The organism is Nonomuraea sp. NPDC001636 (assembly GCF_040298265.1).
Taxonomy (GTDB): domain Bacteria; phylum Actinomycetota; class Actinomycetes; order Streptosporangiales; family Streptosporangiaceae; genus Nonomuraea.
This window is the reverse complement of the sequence record NZ_JBEOZT010000026.1, coordinates 45,541-67,217: the sequence shown is the minus strand read 5'-3', so window position 1 is coordinate 67,217 and position 21,677 is coordinate 45,541. Positions and strand designations below refer to the sequence as shown.

Genomic DNA, 21,677 nt, shown 5'->3' with positions numbered 1-21,677 from the left:
GTTGGCTGAGCGCAAGGTCGACATCCGTGACAATTCCCGGCGGCCGAAGAGCGAGCCGGTCACCGCGTCGCGGGAGCAGATCGAGGGATGGCTCAAGGCCACCTCCGCCATGGAGGTGCACGACCGGGGCTTGTCCTACAAGCAGGTGGCCAAGGTCGTCCGCGGGGTGGCCGACGCGCTGCCGCAGATCGGCAAGGATCTGTCCGGCGCCTGGCGGTCGGACACCTCCGCCCAGGCGCAGCGGGCGCTCCAGCTGCTCCACGCCTCCGGGCGCGAGATCGCCGAGGCCATGGACAAGATGTCCGAGGCGCTGATCCTGTACGGGCGCGACTACCTGCCCAAGGCGATCGAGGAGGTCGAGGCCGCCAAGAACCAGAAGACGGCGGTCCCGTCGCCCTCGCCGGGCGCGGCGCCGAAGCCGCCGTCCGCGACGCCGTCGCCGTCGGTCACGCCGCCGGTGCTCGGGCCCCAGACCTCGCACAACGTGCCGGAGCCCACGCCGGGCCTCACCAAGTCGCCCACGGAGATGCAGGCCGACGTGGCCCGGCGGGCGCTGGAGAAGCTCAACAACCACATCGTCGACCTGTACGACTTCCGGATCCCGGAGAGCGTCGTCGTCGAGCTGCCCGAGGTGAAGCCCGCCGAGGCGCCGGCTCCCGAACGGGACATGCCGCTCACCGACCGCTCGCCGTACACGAAGGGCTCCTACTGGACCGGCGGCGGCCATGACAGCGGCGGCACGGGCGGCTCGACCGGCGCCGGCACGCACGGCGGCTCCGGAGGATCGGGCGGCTCCGGCGGTTCGGGCAGCGGCGGGACCGGCGGTACCGGCGGCCACGACGGCGGCACCGGCACCGACCCCCGCCCCGGGGACCAGACCCCCGGCGGCGACAACCCGGGCACCGACCGGCCGGACACCCCCGGGACGGACACCCCCGGCTCCGACCAGCCGGGTGGCCAGGGCACCGGACCGGGGACCGGCGGCTCGACCACCACCGGCGACGGCACCACGCCTCCCGTGCTCGACAACAACACCACCGGCGACCGCGCCACCCAGTCGCAGGACGTGAACGTCCACGACCCGCGCGCCACCGAGACCGCCGGGTACCACCCGACCACCACCCCCGGGTACCCCGGGACCCCGAACCAGCCGTTCGTGACCCAGCCCGCCTACCCCTCGCCGTCCGCGGGGACGCCCGCGGTGATCGGCGGCCCCGGGTCGTACGTCCAGGGGAGCGCGCCCGCGGCGGCGGCCAGGGCGGGCGCGATGGGCGGCGCCGGCATGCCGTTCATGCCGTTCGGCGGCGGCGGCGGACCGGCCCCCGAGGAGGGACAGGTCGAGACCTCGACCCTCCTGAAGGAGGACAACGACGTGTGGAGCCACCACGAGGGCTCCATCTCACCGGTGATCGGCTAAGGAGGCGGCCATGGCGCTCGAACTGGACCCCAACTGGCCCGGCCTCGACGGGGACAAGGACAACTACACCAACCGCACGGAGATCAAGCGCATCGCCGGCGAGCTGGGCGAGCTGCTCAAGAAGCTGAAGACACCCACGCTCCCGCCGGTGACGCAGTTCCTGACCGCGCCGGGGCAGCCGGTCCCCGGGCCGAAGCTGCCCGAGGGCGCCGGCTCGCTGCCCGATCTCCAGCGCTACTGCGCGCTCAGCCAGAACCAGATGGGCGAGTGGCCCGCCGCCATGCACTTCGGGCTGGCGGTCAACTCGGCCTACTCCCAGCTGATCGGCGAGCCGGGCTCCACCAGCGGCCTGTACGCCGCCATGGTCGGGCAGGGCGACAGCACGGTGGAGGCGCTGCTCGAAATCTCCAAGGCGTCCGACGGCGCCGAGCAGGCGACCGAGGAAGCCGCCGCGCGGCGGGAGGCCTGACACCCATGGCCGAGCCCAGGAAGCAGACGTTCAAGCTCGTCTACAACACCGGCCCGGTCGACACCTCCACCCCGGAGGTGTCGTTCCTGGGGAGCATGTTCTCCGACACGCTCGAAAAGGTCATGAAGTGGATCGACGCCACCGACCCGGAGTCGATCAAGCTCGCCGGCCTCTACTACACGCGGGCCGAGACGCTGCTGAACGGCTTCGCCGGTGACCTGAAGGCCAAGGCGGCCGAGCTGGCCAAGAACTACACGGGCCCGGCCGCCGTCGAGACGCAGAAGCAGCTCCAGACCCTGCACGCCAGCGTGCGCGAGCTGGCCAGGAAGCTCGGCGAGATGGGCCGCCCGGTCCATGGGTACGGCGAGACGCTGAACTGGGCGCAGGCCAACGTGGTCGAGTCGATGGACCACGACTCGCGCACCGACCGCGACGTGGACTGGGCCGGACGGGTGCCGTTCTACCGGCTGTACCGCGGGGACAAGCGGGCCGTCGAGCACCTCAAGAAGGTCAACGAGCGCATCGTCGAGCACTACAAGCAGCTGCCCGTCGAGGTCCAGACCGCGTTGCCGGACCCGAGCGTCCCGGAGCTGCCGGACTTCAACAACGGTGGCGGGAGCGTGCCTGGCGCGCCGGACCTGAGCGGCAAGGGCGGGGCGGGCAACATCCCCGTCTCCTCGTTCGGTCCGGACGCGGTGCCGGGCGGCCCCGGGTACATCGACGGCAAGATGCCGGGTGACGGGGGAACGGGCGCCTACCCGGCGGTCCACTATCCCGACGGCTCCGGCACGAACGGCTCCGGCGTGAACGTCGGCGGCGTCCAGGGCTACGACGCCGGGGACAACCCGTACGGCGGGGCCGACTCCTCGGCCCTGAACGGCGCCTCGCTGGGCTCGGTGCCGCCGGTTTCGACCGCCGGCCTGCCGTCCGGCGCCGGCGACGGCACCGCGAACCTGGCCGGGTACGACCCGTCCATGTCGGGGATGCCCAACGGCGCCCTTCCCACGACGACGACGGGCGGCTCGCCCTACGCCGGTGGCGGCGGCGCGGGATCGGGAGCCGGCGGCGGCTTCGGAGCGGCGGGCATGGGCGGGGCGGCGGGCGCCGCCATGCGCGGCGCCGGCGGCGGCCCCGGGTTCGTCGCTCCCGGCATGATGGGCGGAATGCCCGCTCGTGGCGGCGAGGGCGGCGAGAAGCACGACAACGAGAACTCGACCTGGCTCGCCGAGGACGACGACGTGTGGGGCGGCCCGGAGGGCACCACGCCGAGCACGCTCACCTGAGGCCGCGCTGCGCGCTCGCCCGGCGCCCGGAGCCGCCGCCCCTAGCCTGCGGGCCGATCCTCGCGACCGGCCCGCCCCTGGCGCGCGGCCCACGGCCCGCCCGCAAGCCGTTCCCCGTGCGGGGAAGGGGGGTGCGGGGGGCGCCCGGAGGCGCCGCCCCGCGCATGGACGCGCGGCCGCGTCAGCCGCAGTGCTCGAAGGGGCTGTCGTACGCGGTCGAGCCGATCGCGCCGCCCCACTTCACGCAGGTACGCAGGGCCTTGGCCCGGACCGGACCGGCGTAGTACTGGTAGCTGCCCGCGTCGGTGCTCCTGGCCTTGCCCTTGACCTCCAGGTAGGCCCGCACGGCGGCCTTGCCCGAGCCGCTGTTGCGCAGCGTGGTGACGCAGTTCTGGCCGGTGGAGGCCGAGTACAGCAGCACGACCCGGCCCTGGTTGCCGAGCGGCGCGGAGTCGATCTGCTTGTAGCCCGCGCCGCAGACCTGCTCGGCCGAGTACGGGTTGCCGCCGCCGGTGCTGGGCTTGCCCGGGTTGGCGGGCGCGGGCGTGCCGCCGCCGCCCTGGCAGTTGTTCGACTTCAGCGTCTGGTGGCTGTAGCCGAAGGTGGTGCCGTTGAACCTGGCCGGCACGATCGTGCCCGACGACGTGCGCTGCTCGTAGTGCAGGTGGGCGATGATGCCCTTGTACTTGGCCGAGGTGTTGCCCACCTGGCCGACCTGCTGGCCCTGCGCGACGTTCGCGCCCGCGGAGACCGTGCGCTTCTTCATGTGGGCGTACAGCGAGACGCTGCCGTCGGAGTGCCGGATCTTGACCACGTTGCCGAAGCCGTCGGTGGTGCGGTACTCCGACATGATCACCTTGCCGGCCGCCGAGGCGACCACGGTACGGCCCATGTCGGCGTTGCCGTCGTTGTACGAGCCGTTGAAGTCGATCTCGTAGCCGCCGGTGTGCGCGCTGCTGTCGTTGCTGTCGCCGGTCCAGGTCTCGCCACACGGGAACGGAAGCTGGTGGACGACGGCGGCGCTGGCGCTCGCCGCGCTCGTGCCGGTGAGGGGCAGCGCGGCGATGCCACACACGCCCACAATCAGGGTCTTGATCCGCATGTGGGAAAGGCTGCCATCCTGATCAACGGCCAGTCTAGATCATTCGCAAAGTGTTCACGCTAAAAGTTGATATTTGTCGATATTGTAGCCAGGACTGTGCAAAACGCAGTTTTCGGACAGGGAGGGTCAGATGGGCGCAGGGGAGAGCACCACGCCTGGTCTGGGGCAATACCAGCCGGGGGGCTCCCTCACCGGGGCCACGATCCAGTTCAAGGACAAAAAGATCAGCGAGCTCGGCACCAACATGGCCGAGCAGGAACCCGGCATGGGCAAGATCGAGACGAACACCAAGGGGATCCACGTCGACTTCCCCGGGTTCGGCATCGTCGGCATCGGCCTCTCGTACGCCCACGAGCAGGTCAAGGGTGGCGCGAGCGGCGCGATCAGCATGGCCAGGACCGCCCTGCGCGACTACGAGACCGCGCTGCAGCAGCTTGAGAAGAACTACCAGCAGGTCGACAAGGACAACGACGGCCTGATCAGCACGACCGGCGACGACAATCCGCTCGGGCCCACCGGGCCCACCGGGCCCGGTCCGGGCGGCATCGACCCGAACAGCCTGGGTGGCCTGGGCGGCGGGGGCGGCAAAATGCCACCGATGGACCTGCCGGACGACAAGTTGCCGGACAACAAGCTGCCGGACAACAAGCTGCCCGACGACCTGCTCCCGGACGACAAGCTGCCCGACGACAAGCTGCCGAACGACAAGCTGCCTGACCAGAACCTCCCGAAGCCCGACTATCCCGACCCCAGCAAGCTGGACCCGAACCTGCCGGGCTCGAACCTGCCGGACCCCAACGCGGTGAACGCGAACCTGCCGAAGACGCCGTCCATCGAGGACCAGCTCAACCACAGCGTCCCGGACCCGTCCCAGACCAAGCTGTCCGGGCTGGACCCCACCGGCCTGAACTCCGCCATCCCCAGTACCGGCAACATGAACGGCCTGCCGACCGGCTACCCCACCTCGGGCGGATACACGGGCGGCTCGGGATCTGGCGGGACCATGGCGGGAGCGGGCGCGGGCGCGGGCGGCCTGCGCGGCGCCGGCGCGAACGGCATGTCGGGCATGCCGTTCATGCCCATGTCGGGCGGCGCGGCCGGCAACGAGCAGAACCGCGAGCGGGAGAAGCCGGAGTACGTGCGCGGCGACGAGAACGACTGGCTCGACGACATGGACATCGCACCGCCGGTCCTCGGCGAGTGAGAAGGGGCAGGACGAGATGGCCCAATACGACAGCGACCGGTGGCAGATCCTCTCGGCGGCCGCCATGGCCAGCGCGTCCGCCCTGGTGCTGAGCCAGTACCCGATAGCCAGGAACCTCGCGCTGATGATCGGGACGCTCGTGTCCAACCCGGGGGACATGGCCAAGGCGGCCAAGGAGTGGGAGGCGCCGGCCGACGGCCAGGCGGGGATGGACTTCGAGTCCATCAAGACCGAGCTCGTCAGGCTGAAGAAGGAGATCGAGGAGAAGGGGTACTGGAAGGGGCCGGCCTGGATGGTGTTCAGCGAGGCCGTGGACCAGTTCGCCGAGCAACTGGACGTCACCTCGGCGTACTTCAAGGGCGTCGGCGGCGGCATGGACCACATGGCCACGCTCTACCACTGGGCCGTCCAGGTCGCCGTCTACGTGGCGTTCGCCATGGCGCTCGCGGCCGTGTGGGAGGTGGCGTCCTACTTCATCCCCGTCGCGGGCAAGCTCACGGCCAGGGTCACGATCAGCGGCTTCCTCACCGCGCTCGGACAGGCCCTCAGGAACGTCGTCAGCAAGAAGGTGAAGTCCGTGGCGATGCTGACCGGCGTCCTCGTCATGGTGAACGGCATGTGCGCCATGATGACCCAGTCCATCGACAAGGGCCGCCCCAAGCCCGACTTCGCACCCACCGCCGTGGAGTACGCGGCCCCCACCACCGACGGGGCGCCCGGCACCCTGCAGCGGAAGAACGGCGGCATGCCGAGCATGAACCTGCCCGGCGGCGGCCTCATCTAGCCCTGTCCCGCCCCCGCCCGGCGCTCTCCGGGCGGGGTGTCGCTCACTGGGCCGTGACCTGCACCGGGGAGCGCGCCGCCGTCGGGTCGAGCGTCGGGCCCTCCGGGATCAGGTGGACGAGGTTGTAGGGCACCGGCGTGACGTCCTCGGCGCCGTACCCCAGCTTGTTGATCTGCTCCCCGGTCTGCAGCGGGAACTTCCTGCCCTGGTCGGTGAGCAGGAAGTAGGTCTGCACGAACGCCTTCTGGCCGTCCCCGGGCAGCAGGCCGCCCAGGGCCGCGCCGCCGGCGGGCAGCAGCACCTGGTCGAAGTGCTCCTGGTCGCTCCGGGACGCGGGCACGGGGATGGTCATCGTCGCGCCGACCGTGATCTTCGCCTGCGCGGAGCCGTTCTGCGTGTCGGCGTACACCGCGCACAGCGCCGCCGAGGACGTGACCGTCCTGGGCAGGCTCGTCGGCAGGCCGCCGACCGTGAGGGTCTGGCGGGAGGTCCTGCTGTTCGCGGTGGCGGCGTCGATCTCGAGCGGGACGGCGGCGCGCCTGCCGTACGCGGCCTTGGTCCTCGGGTCGGCGAGCAGCAGCGTCGCCTGGGTGAGGTTGACGGGGGCGAGCCCGTCGGCGAGCAGCACGTACCAGCGGTCGGGAGCCCCGCCCATGCCCTTCACGGTGTAGACCTGACCGATCGCCCCCTTGCCGCCCCCGGGGGCGACGGCGCGCCGGCCCAGGCCGGTGATGGCCGGCGGCATGAAGTCGGGGCCGGGAGGGATCGCGTTGATCCAGGTCGAGGGCACTCTTCTGGGATGCGCGTTGAGCGCGCGCACACCCGTCTCGGTCACCTTCATCCGCCGGTCGTTCCAGACCACCCAGCCCTGCTGGCCGTCCGTGACGACCAGCGCGTCGCCGCCCACGGGTGTCCCGCCGACGTCCTGTCCGCCCACCAGCGTGACGTACGGCCCCCGCGCCCCGGCGGCCTGCGCCGGCTCGGTCACGCAGGCCGACCACGGGCCCTTCACCAGCTTCTCGCGGGCCGGAAGGCTGTCCGGCGCACCCGCGATGCCCACCAGCGGCCCGCGCGGCAGCGTCGCCAGCGACGCGGCGGAGACGTTGCGCACCTTGAAGTCGGTCGCGTCGAGCAGCAGCAGCGCCGAGACGTAGTTGGCGGTCGGCAGCAGCCGCGCCTGCTCCTGGCTGTAGACGTAGGTGGCGCCCGTCTCCTCCTCGACCAGGAGCTGGCCGGCTTCGGTCAGGTTCGTCGCCCCGCCGGGCTTGAGCAGCCCCAGGATCCCGAACACCGCCGCGATCAGCACGCCCACGAGCACGCCGCAGAACATCGCCACGTTGTGCCGCCGCATGGGCGTCTCCGGCACATCGGGCTCAGCCTGCAGCAACGCCATGCCCAGGCGCTGCTGCATCAGCCGATGAGCCTGGTAGAGGTCCTTCCGGGTCTGCATCTCACCTCTCCCGTATCGCAGGGATCAGCATAGAACGCTCTTGTGTCATGAACCCCTACGGAAGTAGCAAACCCCAATAGAACGCCCACGGAACGAAGGCCACACCCGCCGCGACGAGCAGGCCCAGCCGTACCCGCTCGCCGGACGCGCGTTCCCGCCGCCACGTGCGCGCTGCCGGCACCGTCGCCACGACGGTGGCCACCGCCACGGCCTGCAGCGCCAGCCAGACGAGCGGCCTGCCGAGGAGCATCGGGCCGGGCGCGGCCAGCTTTCCGCCGGTGGAGATCAGATAGAACAGGTAGGCGAACCCGCCGAGCGCCGCCGCGAGCCCTCCCGCGCTGACCACCCGAGCCGCCGCCGTCCCCTTGCCCGCCGTCGCGTTGCCCGGCGTCGCGTTGCCCGGCGTCGCCTTGCTCGGTGTGCCTCTGCCTGCTGTCCCCCTGCTCGCCGTCCCCTTGCCCGGCGTCGCTCGGGCCGCGCCGCGGCCCCGGATTCGCCGGATCACGGCGACCGCCGGATAGCCGGCGAACCCGGCCAGGAACAGCGCCAGGACCGCCGTCTGCGCGAAGGCCGACTCCCACCACGCGGGAGGCGGCGTCCCGACGGAGTCCTCCGCCTGGACGGGCGCCGGACCCGACACCTCCGCGACCGGCGCCTGACCCGAGGTCGCCTTCGCCACCCAGCCGCCCACCAGCTCGGCGTAACCGGGAGCGAGCTCGGGCAGACGCGTGACGCCGCCGTCCGGGGTCACATGAGCCGCGTGATCGGCCTTCTCGAAGAACCGGAACGTGTACCGCCTGTTGCCGCCCTTCTCCAACGCCGCGCGGAAGATCGGCGGCGTCTCGCGGGGCGGGGTCAGCAGGTCGTGCACGCCCCAGATCGCCAGCACCGGCTGCCGCACCGCGGCCAGGACCGGCTCGGGATCGTAGTAGGGCTCGGGGAACATGTCCCCGTCCGCGATCACCCGGTACAGCTTCGGCTCGGCGTGCTCGACCAGCGACCCGCCGACCCCCGCCTTGCGCAAACCGGCCGCCACGGCCCACGTCTGCTGCCGCAGGGGCTGCAACGCGTTGGCCCCGACCACCACCACGAACGCGATGTCCTCGGACTTCGAGGCGGCGAGCGGCGCCACCCACCCGCCCTCGCTGAGCCCCCAGATGCCGACCTTGCCGGGATCGACCCCGGGCTCCTTGCGCAGCGTCGCGACCGCGCCGAGCGCGTCGTCGGCGAGTTGCGCGTACGACCGGTGGAACAGCGAATAGTTCACCGAGCGCTTGTCGTAGATCAGCACGGTCAGGCCCTGCCGGGCGAAGGCGACGGCCTCACCCAGCAACTTCTCCCGAGACGTCCCCGTCCCCGCCCCATGCACCAACACAACCCCAGCCCGCCCACCCACACCGTTCGCGCCCTCCCCGGCGAGGTAGCTCCGGCTCAGCCCGACCGCGCCGCTCCGTCCCTCCCCGGCCCCGCGCCCGGTCTGGGCCGTGCCTCCGGCCTGGGCCGTTTTTCCGGGCTGGCCCTTAGCCCCGACCTGGGCTGTACCCCCGACCTGGGCTGTACCCCCGACTTCGGCTGTACCCCCGACTTGGGCTGTGTCTTCGACCTGGGGCGTCCGACTCTGGGCTGTACCTCCGACCTGCGCTGCGCCTCCGGACTGGGGCGTAGTCCCGGACTGAGCCGCGCTACCGGTGCCTGAGGGGCTGATCGTGCTGGTCGATGGGCTGATCACGCTGCCGTGCAGCTCCAGCCCGCCGCTGCCACGGAACGTCACCTCATGGACCGTCAGGTCACCCGGAACCGCGAGGCCACCGGGACCTCCTTGGCCGCCACGAGCTGCCTGCCCACCAAGAGCCGCCAAGCCACCGGAAGCCGCTAGGCCACCGGGAAAGGCGAAGCCCCCCGGAACCGCCAGACCCGCGCGATCGAGCTTCACCGCCCCGGCCCCAGCAGCGCGCCATCCTTCACCGGTCGTTGCGGCCGTCGACGCGAGATCAGCCGTCGTCGCGGCGTTCGAGGTGACGCCGGCGGTGGGGGCGGCGGTGGGGGCGGCACGACCCAATCCGGGCGTACTGAGCCATAACGCGGCGCCGGCGACGGCGCTGAGGGAGACGGCGGCAGAGGCCGTGAAGACGTTTCGCATATTGCCGACAGTAGTCTGCAGAGAGATCTCGGCAAAGACATGTCTGCAGATATCGTCCTCAAGGACTAGCCTGCTCCTCATGAAGGACGACGAGCCCCTGGTGCTCCACGATCCCGACCGGCTCAAGGCCCTGGCCCACCCCATGCGCCGCCGCATGCTGACCCACCTGAACATCCACGGCCCAGCCACCTCCACCACCCTCGGCGAACTGCTCGGCGCCAAAACCGGCACCACCAGCTACCACCTGCGCCAACTGGAGAAGTACGGCTTCATCGAGGAGATCCCCGAACGCTCCTCCGGCCGCGAACGCTGGTGGCGCCGCGCCAGACTCCCCAGGGACATCCGCCTCCCCGAGCCCGGCGACCTGGGCCCGGAGGATCAGGCGGTCCTGACCGAGTTCCACCGGATCGGGCTGGAGGAAGACCGCGCCCTGCTGGACCGCGTCCCCGCCGCCTTCCAGACCGACCCAGACTGGGTCAAGGGCTCCCGAGGCCTCGCCCGCATGACCAAGGACGAGCTCAGGGAGTTCCACGACGCCTACGTCGCCCTGCTCCTCAAATACAGCCACCCCGCGGACGAAGCCCCACCCGACGCCCGCCCCCTGTACGTCCGCATGTACACCCTCCCCGCCGACGACTCCTGACCCAACCCCCCACACCCCCGCGCCCCACACGCGTCGCAACCCGGGGAGGCCGAGCGCGGTGGCGTGGGCCTGCACCCCCTCCCCGCCCGACGCCCCCGACTCCGGACGCCAGCCAAGAGCCGCCGAAGGGCTCGCACGCGGTGGGTCAGACTCTTGGCGGGAAGCGCTCATCTCCATCATCACTGTCAGGGGGTGTCGGGGAGGGCTGTTTGGATGGGGGTGATGGTGCCGGTGGTGACCAGGAGGCCGCGGCCAGGTGGGCCGCCACCGGCCCCGCGGGGCAGGCGGATGCTGAACAGGTCGCCGTCGGTCGGGCCCTGGACCGACAGGAGCACACCCGTACGGGACTTGCGGGTCTCGGCCACGAACCCGCGATAGGCGACCGCCAGGTCACCGGTGGAGCCGGCGATCAGCAGGCCATGATCGCCGTCCCTGCCCGAGCGGAGTATCTCCTCCAGGGACGTGCCCAGCGGTGAGTCGGGGTTGACCAGTTCGGCGTCGTCCACGACCACGACGTACTGGTCCAGGTCCGCGACCAGTTCGGGGAGGTTGGCGGCGTTCCCGTCGAGGACGGCCACCGCGTCCGCCAGGTCGCGCAGCGGGCTTCGTCTGGGGGCGACGGCGACGACCGGCGTGCCGGCGGCGATGAGCGACCGCGCCGCCGTCACCAGGACGGACGACCGCCCCGACCGCGACGGCCCCGCGATCACCGCGCCCGGCCCGTGGGCCAGCAGGTCGACGCCGAGCGGGGTGAGCGCGTCCCCACCCGCGCCGACCAGCGCCCACAGCGGTGACGGCGGGGTGAACGCCGGATCGAGCTCCATCGTCTGGGACGCGGTGACCCGCATCGGCAGCGCGTCGACGCGCAGCGGCTGTTCGCCCTCCCCGCGACGCCCCCCACGCCCGGCGGCCTGCGGGCTCGCGCTGCGGGCCAGGGCCTGCAGGGCGGCGACCTGGGCGGGGCCCGCGGGGTCGGCGGAGAGGAGGGCGATGTGGTGTTCGGTGATGCCGTGCTCGCCCAGCGACAGGGCGCGCCCCGGAGGCATGGACGCGGGCAGCCCCTTGAGCGGGAACCCGGCCAGCCCGTAGTCGGACGTGTCGGACAGGCGCAGCAGCAGGCGGTCGTCGAAGACCGTCGAGACCTGGCCGAGCAGGCCGGACCGGTCGCTGGTGACCACCGCGCGCAACCCCACCGCCGGGCCCTCGCGCAGGAGCTGGAGCAGGGCTTCGATCAGACGGCCGTAGTCGTAGCTCTCGAACGCGGCGACGAAGCCCTCCCAGCGGTCGAGCATGAACACCAGCCACGGCAGGCGGTGACCGGCCTGGCGGTATTCGGCGAGCGAGGCGTGGCCCGCCTCGGCCAGCAGCTGCTGGCGGCGGCCCACCTCGGCGCGCAGCCGGCCGAGCAGCCGCTCCACCCGTTCGATCTGGTCGCGGGTGACGACGGCGCCGCAGTGGGGCATCGCCATGACGGGCAGGAGCGCGCCCGAGCCGCAGTCCACCGCGTGGACGTGCACGTCGGCAGGCGATGTCCGGGCCGCGATGGCGCCGGCGATGGTCCGCAGCGCCGTCGAGCGGCCGCTGCGCGGGGCGCCCGCGATCAGCAGGTGGCCGCCGTTGGCCAGGTCGAGCGCCAGCGGGCAACGATCCTGCCGCCACGGACGGTCGGTCACCCCGAACGCCAACGGCGCCACCTCCTCGAACCCGCCGCCGGCTCCCTCGTACGGCGACGCGGGACCGGTGTGCCCGGCTCCGAGCGGGCCCTCCGGCGAGGCGGGCTCCGGCGGGGCGGCGGGCAGGTCGAGCACCAGGTGGGTGGGCAGGGGGTCGAGCCACGGGCTCGGCTGGGCCGGGACGCCCGCCAACCGGGCCGCCTCGACGAGCGCGTCCGCGACCAGGCCGAGATCGGTGACCGCCGACTCCTCGGCCGGCTCCGGAGGCGGCGGAAGCGGCCTGCCGAGCGAGCGCCAGTCCACGTCGAGCACCCGCACCCGCCCGGCCGGCCCGCCGGCGGACGGAACGCGCGCGGGGCTGCGCCCGCCCACCCTGGCCGTCTGGACGGCGATCGCCGCCCCCACCCCCGACCGCACGTAACACCGGCCAGGGGTGGACTTGGAGATCGCGGCCGCGTCGGGCAGGTCGATGACGTCGGTGGACTCGGCGGGCTCGGTCACCCGCAGCGCGATCCGCAACGAGGTGTTGGCCTGGATGTCGGCCGTGACCACGCCGGCCGGCCGCTGGGTGGCCAGGATGAGGTGGATGCCCAGCGAACGGCCCCGCCGCGCGATGTCCACCAGGCCGGCCACGAAGTCGGGCAGCTCGGCCACCAGCGCGGCGAACTCGTCGATGATCAGCACCAGGCGCGGCATGGGCGCCTGGCCGGCGTAGTCGTCGATGTCCTTGGCGCCCGCCGCCAGCAGCAGGCGTTCCCTGCGCCGGATCTCGGCCGCCAGCGAGTCGAGGGCCCGCTGGGTCAGGTGCCCGTCGAGGTCGCTGACCATGCCGACGGTGTGCGGCAGGCGTACGCACTCCTTGAAGGCCGCGCCGCCCTTGTAGTCGATCAGCACGAACGTGAGCTGGTCGGGCCGGTTGGCCACCGCCAGCGAGCAGATCAGCGTCTGCAGCAGCTCCGACTTGCCCGCGCCGGTGGTGCCGGCGATCAGCCCGTGGGGGCCGTCGAACTTGAGGTCGACCGAGAACGGGCCGTCGGGGCCGACGCCGATCAACGCCTCGGTCGTGCCGCGGGCCCGCCACCGGCCGGCCAGCTCCTTGCCGGACGGGTCGGGCATGCCCATCAGGTCGAGCAGGCGGACGGCTCCGGGCAGGTTGCCCGACGGATCGTCCCGGCTCACGTCGCGGATGGGGGACAGGGCCCTGGCCAGCCGGTCGCACCAGGCGGACGAGACCAGGTCGCCCAGCACCGGCCCGATCGCGTCGAGCCCGCCGCCGAGCAGGCGGACGAGCCCGTCGGAGCCGCACGCCGCCACCGTCTGGCACTCCTCGGGCAGCAGCCGCTGGTCGTCGTCGATGGCGAGGGTGTACACCCCGGACCGGGGGCCCTGCCGCAGGACCTGGGGCATGTTGGGCAGGCCGCGCAGGATCTGGGCGCCGTCGAGGATCACCAGGACGTCGTGCGGACGTACGTCGTAGGAGGAGAAGCTGGGCTTCTCGGGGCCGCCCAGATCGTCCCAGCCTGTGGGGATCTTGCCGAACTCGGGGATGGCGGTGTTCTGGCGTTCGTCGATGAGCGCGGCCAGCTCGGCGACGCGGCGGGCGGCCGACTCGGGGTCGGTGCCGACCAGGGTCACGCAGTCTTCGCCCGAACGCGGGGCGCAGTGCGGCAGCCAGCGCGTCCAGCCCCAGCGGCGTTCGCCGTCGGCGCGCGCGGACACGACCACGATGGCCAGGTCGCGCGGGCTGTGCAGGGTGGCGGCCTGGGCGATCAGCCAGCCGGCCAGACTGGTCGCGGCCCCGCGCGGGCCGGTGACGCCCGCGACGCCGAGCCGGCGCATGGCCAGCGCCACCGGCACGGCGCGGCAGAGCGGCGGCTCGATCGGACCGCCCTGCTCCTCCGACAGGTCGAGGTTGGCGGGCAGGTCGGCGAGGCCGACGCGCAGCCGCAGCGAGTCGGCGTCGTGGATGCGGCGCTCCCACAGACGCCTGCGCGGCCCGGTCGCGGTGAGCAGGACCTGGGCCGGGTCGGGCGCGTCGGACCTGCGCGCGGCCTCGTCGGCGGCCCTGGCCCGCTCGACCTCCTCGTCGTAGGCCCGGACGCGCTCGCCGAACTCCTTGAGCGCCTGCTTGTGCTTCTTCCTGCCGTGGCGGCGGTCGCTGACCCACTGGCCGATCATGATGATCGGCGTCATCAGGGCGACGAGCAGGTAGTAGGGGGCGTGCAGGGCGAACGCCAGCGTCACGCCGAGCACGGCGGGCAGGAGCGCGGCCAGCAACTGCAGCCGCATGCCCTCGGACCTGGTCGGCTCCTTGGGCTTGACGAACGTGCGCTCCGGCTCGGGACGGCGCAGCCTGGGCGGCCGGTTGTAGGCGAGGCCGCCCTCGCCCCTGGGCGCGAGGTGGGCGTCCTTCGGCTCGATGGAGGTCAGCACGAACACCGAGGACCCGCAGGTCAGCACCGCCTGGTCGGGCCACTCGGCGGGCCCGGTGAGCGCCCTGCCGTCGAGCTCGGGCATGTCGCCCTGCTCGGCGGCGAACTCGGCCGCCTCCCGCTCGGCGACCCGCGCGGTCAGCTCGGCGACCTCCTCGGCCCACCGCCCCTTCAGCTTCAGCCGGGAGGTCTGCCCGGAGCTCTGCCGGTGCGCCCGCTCGACGGTGATCGCGTCAGGCGTCACGCGCACGGCGACGGCCTCGGCGGCCAGGAGGGGATCGGCGACGGCCATCGCGCAGGTCGGGTCGGACCCGATGACGTGCACGCCCAGCCCCAGCCGGTGGACCGCCCCCGCCGCCGGGCCGCCGATCACGCGGATCTCGGCCACCCCGCCGGGCTCCTCGACCACGGTGGCGCGGGCCAGGCGCGGGTCGAGCGTGACCTTGTCGCCGTCGCGCAGGACGGCCGCCGCCGGCGCCCGCGGATCGAGCGGACGCCCGTCACGCCAGAGCAGCGCGGGAGAATCACCGGGCACGCCGGCGGGCACGTCGAGCCGGTCGGGGACGCGCGGACGGGGGATGCGCGCCTCGGTCCCGCCCCGCCCGCCGGCCTCGGGCGCCAGGCCGTAGGGCGCGCGCGTGCGCGGCAGGTGGACGACCTTCGCCATGGACGTGCGTCCGCTCAGCGCCTCGGTCACCCCGGCCACCGTGGCGCCGCCGTCGCCGTCGATCACGACGTCGCGGTCGCCCTGCTCGCCGAGCACGGTGAGCATGATCCGCATGTGCCGTCTCCTCGCTCGACCTCGGGCGCCAAGGTAGCGCCAGAAGCGAGAGTAGGCGTCCCGGTTGACGCCACCGGCATGAGAACGCGGTTCTGTGGATAACCCGCGCGCCGAGCGTCACGATCAAGCCTGAAAAAGCTGTGATTACTGCGACTCAAGATAAAACTGTGACCAGCATGCCGATAAATCGGTATTCGTCAACTTGGTAGAGACAATAGGCATTGATTATTCCGGGTTGACATCACGTCACCTGCGAAACAAGCATGGGTCCTCGCATTCCGCCCACGCCCCACCCGGACGCCCCACATAATGGGCGTGAATTCCGCATTTCACAATGGGAGCCCCCCACCCATGAGGACCAGTGAAAAACCTGTCGCCGACAACGCGGCGGCGGGGTTGTCCGGCCCGGCCTCGCGCAAGCTCCCCGTGCCCCCACGCGAACGCAAGCCGGCCCTCGCCGCGCTGGCGGTCCTGCTCATACTCGGCGGAGCGCTGGCCACCACGCTGCTCGTGCTGCGCAGCGGCGACCGCGTCTCCGCCATCAGGATCACCCAGCAGGTCGGCGCGGGCCAGAAGTTCGTGGACGGCATGCTCGAAGAGGTGAAGATCGCCTCGGACACGGGCGTCGACTACGTCCCCTGGTCCCGGCGGTCGGAGGTGACCAAGAGCTTCGCCGCGGTCACGATCCTGCCGGGCACCCTGCTGACCAACCAGATGGGCAGCAAGGCCAGCGACGAACTCGGCCCGGGAAAGGCGACCGTCGGCCTCGCCCTCAAACCCGGCCAAATGCCCGCCGGCATTCAACAGGGCGACCGCGTCCAGGTCGTGTACGTGCCGAACCGGACGGCCCAGGGGCAAAGTCGCGTACTGGCCGAGAGTGCGCTCGTGTTCAGCGCGGGCGACAAGAACCGGACCGGCGGTAATTCCGGGCAGATCACCGTGATCGTTGATTCGTCCGACTCACCGCAAATACTCGCCTATGCCTCCAGCGGAGAGATCGCGGTGGCCGAGCTCCCGGGAGCGCGCTGACGTGGCGCTGATCGTTCTGGCCGCCGACAAGGGCGCGCCCGGCGTGACCACCGCGGCCACCGCCCTCGCGGCGGTGTGGCCGCGGCCCGTGCTGCTGGCCGAGTGCGACCCGGCTGGCGGCGACCTCGCCTACCGGCTGCCCGCCGCCGACGGCGGCGTGCTCAACCCCGGCAAGGGCCTGCTCACGCTCGGCGCGACCGCCCGCAGGGGCCTCGAACCCGCCCAGATCCACCAGCACACGCAGAAGATCATCGGCGGGCTCGACGTGCTGGCCGGGCTCACCCACGGCGAGCAGGCGGCCGGGCTCACCTGGCTCTGGGGCCCGCTGGGCAGGTCGCTGGCCGCCATCCCCGACGCCGACGTGATCGCCGACTGCGGCCGCCTGGGCTCCCACCCGCAGATCGCCGACCTCCTCGCCGAGGCCGAGCAGGTGCTCCTGCTCACCAGGGCGACCCTCGACCACGTCGCCCACCTGCGCGAACGCCTCCAGATCACCAAGGCGCACGGCGTCGTCGTGATCGCCGACCCGCGCAACTACCGGGCCTCGATCGAGGACGTGCGCAGGATCGTCGGTCCCATCGTCCAGTTCGTCCACGGGCTGGCCCACGACCCCAAGGGCGCCGAGCTGCTGCGCGGGCAGTGGGGCGGCCGGCTCGACCGGTCCCTGCTCATCCGCACGGCCCGCGACCTCGCCGCGAGGCTGGTGAGCCACCGATGATCGACCACTCGCTCGTCAAACGTTTCCGCCAGGAGGTCGGCGACCGGCTGGCCCAGCAGCGCCGGATCGACCAGGCGAGCGGCGTCCCGCCGATGTCGGGCGAGGACGAGCGCCAGTTCGCCAGGGCGCTGATCTCGCAGGTGCTGGAGGAGCACGCGCGCAACGAGATCGGCCTCGGCCGCACGCCGCCCACCATCGAGGAGGAGGAGGCCCTGGCGGCCGGCATCCACGCCGCGCTGTTCGGCGTGGGCCGACTCCAGCCGCTGCTCGACGACCCCGAGGTCGAGAACATCGACATCAACGGCTGCGACCGCGTGTTCGTCAGCTACGCCGACGGCCAGGAGCTCATGCAGGACCCGGTCGCCGAGTCCGACGACGAGCTGGTCGAGCTGATCCAGATCCTGGCGGCGTACTCCGGGCTGTCCAGCAGGCCGTTCGACACCGCCAACCCCCAGCTCGACCTGCGGCTGCCCGACGGCTCCCGGCTGAGCGCGGTCATGGACGTCACCGTGCGCCCGGCGGTGTCGATCCGCCGCTCCCGCCTCGGCAAGGTCTTCCTGTCCGACCTGACCGGCAACGGCACGATCAGCCCGGAGATCGGGAGGTTCCTGACGGCGGCCGTCGCCGCCCGCAAGAACATCATGATCGCCGGGTCCACCAACGCCGGCAAGACCACCCTGCTGCGGGCGCTGGCCAACGAGATCCCGCCCAGCGAGCGCCTGATCACCGTCGAACGCGCTCTTGAGCTGGGCCTCGACCAGTTCCCCGAGCTCCATCCCAACGTGGTCGCCTTCGAGCAGCGCCTGCCCAACTCCGAGGGCCAGGGCGAGATCTCCATGGCCGAGCTGGTCAGGCGCTCGCTGCGGATGAACCCCAGCCGCGTCATCGTCGGCGAGGTGCTGGGCGACGAGATCGTCACCATGCTCAACGCGATGACCCAGGGCAACGACGGCTCGTTGTCGACGATCCACGCCAACTCCAGCATGGAGGTCTTCAACCGCATCGCCACCTACGCCCTGCAGGCCGGCGAGCGCCTGCCCATCGACGCCACCCACATGCTCATCGCGGGCGCGATCGACTTCGTCGTCTTCATCGAGAAGCGCAACGACTACCACGTCGGCGGCACCCTGCGCCGCTACGTCTCCAGCATCCGCGAGGTCAACGGCTGCGACGGCCGCGTGTTGTCGAGCGAGGTGTTCGTGCCCGGTCCCGACGGCACGGCCGTCCCGCACGCGCCGGTCTCGTGCCTGGAGGAGCTCGTCGCCCACGGCTACAACCCGGGAGGCTGGTGAGGATGGCGTTCGACCTCGACCCGCTCGCGATGGTGGCGGGCGCGGCCGCCGGCGGCGGCCTCTTCCTGTTCTTCCTCGCCCTGTACGGGCTGCGCCGCCGCCCGTCCCAGCCCAGACGGCCGCTCGTCAAGATGCTGACCACCCGCACCGCCGTCGCCGCGGTGGCCGCCGGCCTGGTCCTGGTGATCACCGGCTGGCCGGTCATGGCGGTGGGCGCGGTGCTGCTGGTGTTCGCCTGGCGTGGCCTGTCCGGCGGCGCGGCCGAGGAACGCGCCGCCATGCGCCGCCTGGAAGGGCTGGCCGCCTGGACCGAGTCGCTGCGCGACACCATCGCCGGGGCGGCCGGGCTGGAGCAGGCCATCCCGTCCTCCATCAGGGCCGCCGCGCCCACGCTCCGGCCGCACCTGCGGGCCATGGTCGACCGCCTGCACACCAGGATGGCGCTGCCCGAGGCGCTGTCCCGCTTCGCCGACGAGCTCGACGACCCCTCGGCCGACCTGGTGATCGCCGCGCTCATCCTCAACTCCCGGCTGCGCGGCCCCGGCCTGCGCGACGTGCTCGGCGCGCTCGCCGTCTCGGCCCGCGAAGAGCTCGACATGCGCCGCCGCGTCGAGGCCGAACGCCGCTCGACCAGGCGCAGCGTGCAGATCGTGGTGATCACGGCGCTGGTCTTCGCCGGGCTGCTCATCCTGTTCAACCCCGCCTACGTCAGCGAGTACAGCTCCACCCTCGGCCAGGCCGTGCTCGTGGTCGTCGGCGGCCTGTTCGGCGCCGGATTCGCGTGGATGCGGCGGCTGGCCAGGTTCGACAAGCCGACCCGGCTGCTGATGGGGGGAGGCGGCCATGGTTGAGGGCGTGCTGGCCGGGGCGGTGCTCGGCCTCGGCCTGTTCGTGCTGGTACGCGCGTTGTTCCCGGCCCGTCCCGGGCTGGTGGCGCGGCTGCTGGCGCTCGACGCCGTGCGCGAGGACGCCGACGCCCCGCGCATCCAGCTCCTGCTGCCCGACGAGGAGGTCAGCGCGTTCCGCCGCGGCCTCGGCGCCCGCCTGGCCCGCCTCTACGGCGCCCGCGGCTGGGAGGCCCGCTCGGTCAGGTCCGACCTGGCGCTGCTCGGACGCTCGTTCGAGGCGTTCCTGGCCACCAAGGTGCTGCTCGCCGCGAGCGGCCTGCTGGCCTTCCCGATCCTGCTCGGCTGGCTGGCGCTCATGGGGTGGGGCGTGTCGTTCACGGTGCCGTTCTGGTCGGCCGTGCTCGTGGCGCTGCTCTTCTTCTTCCTGCCCGACCTGCAGATCCGCAAGGAGGCCGCGGCCATGCGACGCGACTTCCGGCACGTCGTGGGCGCCTTCCTCGACCTGGTCTCGATGAACCTGGCGGGCGGGCGCGGCGTGCCCGAGGCGCTGATGATGGCCGTGTCGGTCAGCGGCGAGCAGCCCAACTGGGCGATGGGCCGCATCCGTGACGCGCTCGGCGGCGCCCGGATCGTCGGCATCACCCCGTGGCAGGCGCTCGGCCAGCTCGGCGAGGAGATCAACGTCGACGAGCTGCGTGACCTGTCGGCCGCGCTCGGCCTGGTGGCCGACGACGGCGCCAAGGTGCGCGCCTCGCTCACCGCCAGGGCCGCCACCCTGCGCCGGCGCGAACTGGCCGAGATCGAGGGACGCGCGGGCGAACGTTCGCAGTCGATGCTCGTGGCCCAGCTCCTCCTGTGCGCCGGTTTTGTGATCTTTCTCAGTTTTCCCGCCGCGATGAAGATGTTGGGGGCCTGATGAACCATCCCTGGATCGTCTATCTCACCGCCTACCTGGGGGTGCGGATCCAGCGCGCCCGCACCGCGCCCAGCAGGGGCGCCTCCGCCGTCGAATGGGTGATCATCACGGCCATCATCGCGGGCGTCGCGCTCGGGCTGGCCACGCTGATCAAGACCCTGGTCGAGCAGAAGTCCAGCGAGATCCAGGGCACGTTCGGCGGTGGCGGCGGCGGTGGTGGCGCGGACTCGTGAGCGGGGCGCGACCGTGATCGAGCTGGCGTTGCTGATGCCGGTCATCCTCGCGGTCGCGCTCCTCGTCGTGCAGGTCGCGCTCTGGTTCCACGGTCGCCAGATCGCCGAGGCGGCGGCCAGGGAAGGCGCGCGGGTGGCCAGGTCGGCGCCGTTCGACTCGGGCGACTGGCAGGGCGCGGCCACGGCGAAGGCCACCGACATCGTCAAGGCGGTCGGCCCGCGGCTGCTGGAGAACGCCGCGGCCACCACCTCCGAGCGCGACCCCGACCAGCGCTTCGTCACGGTCACGGGCAGCGCCGTGCAGGTCGTGCCGCTGCTGCCGCCGCTCACCTTCACGATCACGGCGACCGCGGGCGGGCCGATCGAGTGCTTCCGTCCCGACAACGGCGGTGATGACTGCCGATGAAGCCGGGCGAGCGCGGCTCGATGGCCGTGGAGACGGTGATGCTCGCCCCCGTCTTCCTGCTGTTCCTCATGTTCCTGGTTGGGGCGGGGGTGCTGGTGGAGACGCAGGGGCGGGTCAACGGCGCGGCCAGGGACGCCGCGCGGGCCGCGTCCGTGCAGCGCAGCTTCGACGACGCCGGCGCCGCGGCGGAGAGCACCGCCAAGAGCGCGCTGGACGGCAAGTGCGGCGCCGGCACGGTGAACCTGGACGGGTCCACCTGGGAGGCGGGCGGCCAGGTGCAGGCGGAGGTGACCTGCGAGCTCGACCTCGGCTTCCTCGGGTTCGGCGGCACCAAGCGGCTGACGGGCACCGCCGTGGTGCCCCTTGAGCAGCTCGTCAGGAGGGAGCCGTGAAGGCGGGGGAGCGGGGGTCCATGTCGGTCTTCACCGTGCTGTTCTCGGTCGTGGTGTTCCTGCTGGCCGGGCTGCTGGTCGACGGCGGCGCGGCGATCAACGCCCGGCTGCGCGCCGCCGACGTCGCCGAGCAGGCCGCGCGGGCGGGCGCGGACAAGATCGACATCGACCGCCTGCGCACCGGCGGCGAGGTCGCCCTGCTGGACGAGGGCCAGGTCTGCGCCAGGGCCGACGAGATCGTCGCGGCCCAGGGCGGCGACGGCGTGGCCCGCGGCTCCTGCTCGGTCCAGCAGGACCGGGTGACGGTCAGCGTCTCGGTGCGGTGGGAGGCGTTCTTCCTCGGGGCTCTCGGGTTCCCGGGCTCGGAGATGAACGGCGAGGCCACGGCCGCCCCGGAAGCCAGGTAGACCGATTCCCGCCACTCGGTGGCCGGGGCAACGCACGAGGCAGGACGCTGGACGGAAG

Annotated in this window: 19 protein-coding genes; 15 read left to right on the top strand and 4 right to left on the bottom strand. The window is 72.4% G+C overall.

From position 1 onward, the window contains the following. The first annotated feature begins 1 nt into the window (after nt 1). The 3 genes from ABT158_RS37650 to ABT158_RS37640 are packed head-to-tail and all read left to right on the top strand — an operon-like array spanning nt 2 to nt 3,169. Nucleotides 2-1,417 (top strand): hypothetical protein, encoded by a 1,416-nt coding sequence (locus ABT158_RS37650; protein WP_352361897.1) that lies wholly within the window; start codon nt 2-4, stop codon nt 1,415-1,417. A gap of 10 nt (nt 1,418-1,427) precedes the next feature. Further along, entirely contained in the window at nt 1,428-1,886 is a 459-nt protein-coding gene (locus tag ABT158_RS37645) for a hypothetical protein (RefSeq protein WP_352361895.1), read from the top strand. Between the two features lie 5 nt (nt 1,887-1,891). After that, nucleotides 1,892-3,169: a hypothetical protein gene (locus ABT158_RS37640; RefSeq protein WP_352361893.1), complete on the top strand. Its 1,278-nt coding sequence runs from the start codon at nt 1,892-1,894 to the stop codon at nt 3,167-3,169. 181 nt (nt 3,170-3,350) lie between these two features. Here ABT158_RS37640 and ABT158_RS37635 read toward each other — a convergent pair whose 3' ends face one another. Then, on the bottom strand, nt 3,351-4,271 hold the full coding sequence (locus ABT158_RS37635) for a M23 family metallopeptidase (protein ID WP_352361891.1): 921 nt from the start codon (nt 4,269-4,271) through the stop codon (nt 3,351-3,353). Between the two features lie 130 nt (nt 4,272-4,401). On the opposite strand from ABT158_RS37635, the gene ABT158_RS37630 reads away from it, so the two are divergent. Beyond that, complete coding sequence (locus ABT158_RS37630; protein WP_352361889.1) at nt 4,402-5,475, top strand: hypothetical protein; 1,074 nt, start codon at nt 4,402-4,404, stop codon at nt 5,473-5,475. 16 nt (nt 5,476-5,491) lie between these two features. After that, nucleotides 5,492-6,259, top strand: coding sequence for a hypothetical protein (locus tag ABT158_RS37625; RefSeq protein WP_352361887.1), 768 nt, complete (start codon nt 5,492-5,494; stop codon nt 6,257-6,259). 43 nt (nt 6,260-6,302) lie between these two features. On the opposite strand, the gene eccB is transcribed toward ABT158_RS37625, so the two are convergent. Both eccB and ABT158_RS37615 read right to left on the bottom strand, forming a co-directional pair. After that, entirely contained in the window at nt 6,303-7,709 is a 1,407-nt protein-coding gene (gene eccB, locus ABT158_RS37620) for a type VII secretion protein EccB (RefSeq protein ID WP_352361885.1), read from the bottom strand. Between the two features lie 55 nt (nt 7,710-7,764). Beyond that, nucleotides 7,765-9,042, bottom strand: coding sequence for an alpha/beta hydrolase family protein (locus ABT158_RS37615; RefSeq protein WP_352361883.1), 1,278 nt, complete (start codon nt 9,040-9,042; stop codon nt 7,765-7,767). A gap of 886 nt (nt 9,043-9,928) precedes the next feature. Between ABT158_RS37615 and ABT158_RS37610 the strand changes: the two genes are divergently transcribed. Beyond that, on the top strand, nt 9,929-10,492 hold the full coding sequence (locus ABT158_RS37610) for an ArsR/SmtB family transcription factor (RefSeq protein WP_352361881.1): 564 nt from the start codon (nt 9,929-9,931) through the stop codon (nt 10,490-10,492). A gap of 185 nt (nt 10,493-10,677) precedes the next feature. Here ABT158_RS37610 and ABT158_RS37605 read toward each other — a convergent pair whose 3' ends face one another. After that, nucleotides 10,678-15,378 carry an FtsK/SpoIIIE domain-containing protein gene (locus ABT158_RS37605; protein ID WP_352361879.1) on the bottom strand — a complete coding sequence of 1,567 codons (4,701 nt, stop codon included), beginning with the start codon at nt 15,376-15,378 and terminating at the stop codon, nt 10,678-10,680. A gap of 351 nt (nt 15,379-15,729) precedes the next feature. Here ABT158_RS37605 and ABT158_RS37600 point away from each other — a divergent pair, with 351 nt between their 5' ends. From ABT158_RS37600 to ABT158_RS37560, 9 genes are read left to right on the top strand one after another with little or no spacing between them, the layout of a single operon-like run. Further along, on the top strand, nt 15,730-16,407 hold the full coding sequence (locus ABT158_RS37600) for a hypothetical protein (RefSeq protein ID WP_352361877.1): 678 nt from the start codon (nt 15,730-15,732) through the stop codon (nt 16,405-16,407). A gap of 1 nt (nt 16,408) precedes the next feature. Beyond that, complete coding sequence (locus tag ABT158_RS37595; protein WP_352361875.1) at nt 16,409-17,125, top strand: CpaE/TadZ family protein; 717 nt, start codon at nt 16,409-16,411, stop codon at nt 17,123-17,125. Next, nucleotides 17,122-18,417, top strand: a complete 1,296-nt coding sequence (locus ABT158_RS37590; protein ID WP_352361873.1) for a TadA family conjugal transfer-associated ATPase — start codon at nt 17,122-17,124, stop codon at nt 18,415-18,417. The genes ABT158_RS37595 and ABT158_RS37590 overlap by 4 nt, the downstream gene beginning before the upstream one ends. Before the next feature lie 2 nt (nt 18,418-18,419). Next, nucleotides 18,420-19,268 carry a type II secretion system F family protein gene (locus tag ABT158_RS37585; protein WP_352361872.1) on the top strand — a complete coding sequence of 283 codons (849 nt, stop codon included), beginning with the start codon at nt 18,420-18,422 and terminating at the stop codon, nt 19,266-19,268. After that, the gene (locus tag ABT158_RS37580; RefSeq protein ID WP_352361870.1) at nt 19,261-20,181 is read left to right on the top strand and encodes a type II secretion system F family protein; all 921 of its coding nucleotides are present in this window, start codon (nt 19,261-19,263) and stop codon (nt 20,179-20,181) included. The genes ABT158_RS37585 and ABT158_RS37580 overlap by 8 nt, the downstream gene beginning before the upstream one ends. Further along, entirely contained in the window at nt 20,181-20,414 is a 234-nt protein-coding gene (locus ABT158_RS37575) for a hypothetical protein (protein WP_352325818.1), read from the top strand. The genes ABT158_RS37580 and ABT158_RS37575 overlap by 1 nt, the downstream gene beginning before the upstream one ends. After that, nucleotides 20,398-20,820, top strand: a complete 423-nt coding sequence (locus ABT158_RS37570; protein ID WP_352361867.1) for a TadE family protein — start codon at nt 20,398-20,400, stop codon at nt 20,818-20,820. Before ABT158_RS37575 ends, ABT158_RS37570 begins: the two co-directional genes overlap by 17 nt. After that, nucleotides 20,817-21,212 carry a TadE family protein gene (locus tag ABT158_RS37565; RefSeq protein ID WP_352361865.1) on the top strand — a complete coding sequence of 132 codons (396 nt, stop codon included), beginning with the start codon at nt 20,817-20,819 and terminating at the stop codon, nt 21,210-21,212. The genes ABT158_RS37570 and ABT158_RS37565 overlap by 4 nt, the downstream gene beginning before the upstream one ends. After that, complete coding sequence (locus ABT158_RS37560) at nt 21,209-21,619, top strand: Rv3654c family TadE-like protein (RefSeq protein WP_352361863.1); 411 nt, start codon at nt 21,209-21,211, stop codon at nt 21,617-21,619. Before ABT158_RS37565 ends, ABT158_RS37560 begins: the two co-directional genes overlap by 4 nt. Nucleotides 21,620-21,677: the final 58 nt, after the last annotated feature.

Excerpts from the sequence above, each read along its gene's own strand:
- ABT158_RS37610 (WP_352361881.1), top strand. The coding sequence starts at position 9,929 with ATGAAGGACGACGAGCCCCTGGTGCTCCACGATCCCGACCGGCTCAAG.
- ABT158_RS37565 (WP_352361865.1), top strand. The coding sequence starts at position 20,817 with ATGAAGCCGGGCGAGCGCGGCTCGATGGCCGTGGAGACGGTGATGCTC.
- ABT158_RS37590 (WP_352361873.1), top strand. The coding sequence starts at position 17,122 with ATGATCGACCACTCGCTCGTCAAACGTTTCCGCCAGGAGGTCGGCGAC.
- ABT158_RS37625 (WP_352361887.1), top strand. The coding sequence starts at position 5,492 with ATGGCCCAATACGACAGCGACCGGTGGCAGATCCTCTCGGCGGCCGCC.
- ABT158_RS37640 (WP_352361893.1), top strand. The coding sequence starts at position 1,892 with ATGGCCGAGCCCAGGAAGCAGACGTTCAAGCTCGTCTACAACACCGGC.
- ABT158_RS37575 (WP_352325818.1), top strand. The coding sequence starts at position 20,181 with ATGAACCATCCCTGGATCGTCTATCTCACCGCCTACCTGGGGGTGCGG.
- ABT158_RS37600 (WP_352361877.1), top strand. The coding sequence starts at position 15,730 with ATGAGGACCAGTGAAAAACCTGTCGCCGACAACGCGGCGGCGGGGTTG.
- ABT158_RS37645 (WP_352361895.1), top strand. The coding sequence starts at position 1,428 with ATGGCGCTCGAACTGGACCCCAACTGGCCCGGCCTCGACGGGGACAAG.
- ABT158_RS37580 (WP_352361870.1), top strand. The coding sequence starts at position 19,261 with ATGGTTGAGGGCGTGCTGGCCGGGGCGGTGCTCGGCCTCGGCCTGTTC.
- ABT158_RS37635 (WP_352361891.1), bottom strand. The coding sequence starts at position 4,271 with ATGCGGATCAAGACCCTGATTGTGGGCGTGTGTGGCATCGCCGCGCTG.
- ABT158_RS37605 (WP_352361879.1), bottom strand. The coding sequence starts at position 15,378 with ATGCGGATCATGCTCACCGTGCTCGGCGAGCAGGGCGACCGCGACGTC.
- ABT158_RS37585 (WP_352361872.1), top strand. The coding sequence starts at position 18,420 with ATGGCGTTCGACCTCGACCCGCTCGCGATGGTGGCGGGCGCGGCCGCC.
- eccB (WP_352361885.1), bottom strand. The coding sequence starts at position 7,709 with ATGCAGACCCGGAAGGACCTCTACCAGGCTCATCGGCTGATGCAGCAG.
- ABT158_RS37630 (WP_352361889.1), top strand. The coding sequence starts at position 4,402 with ATGGGCGCAGGGGAGAGCACCACGCCTGGTCTGGGGCAATACCAGCCG.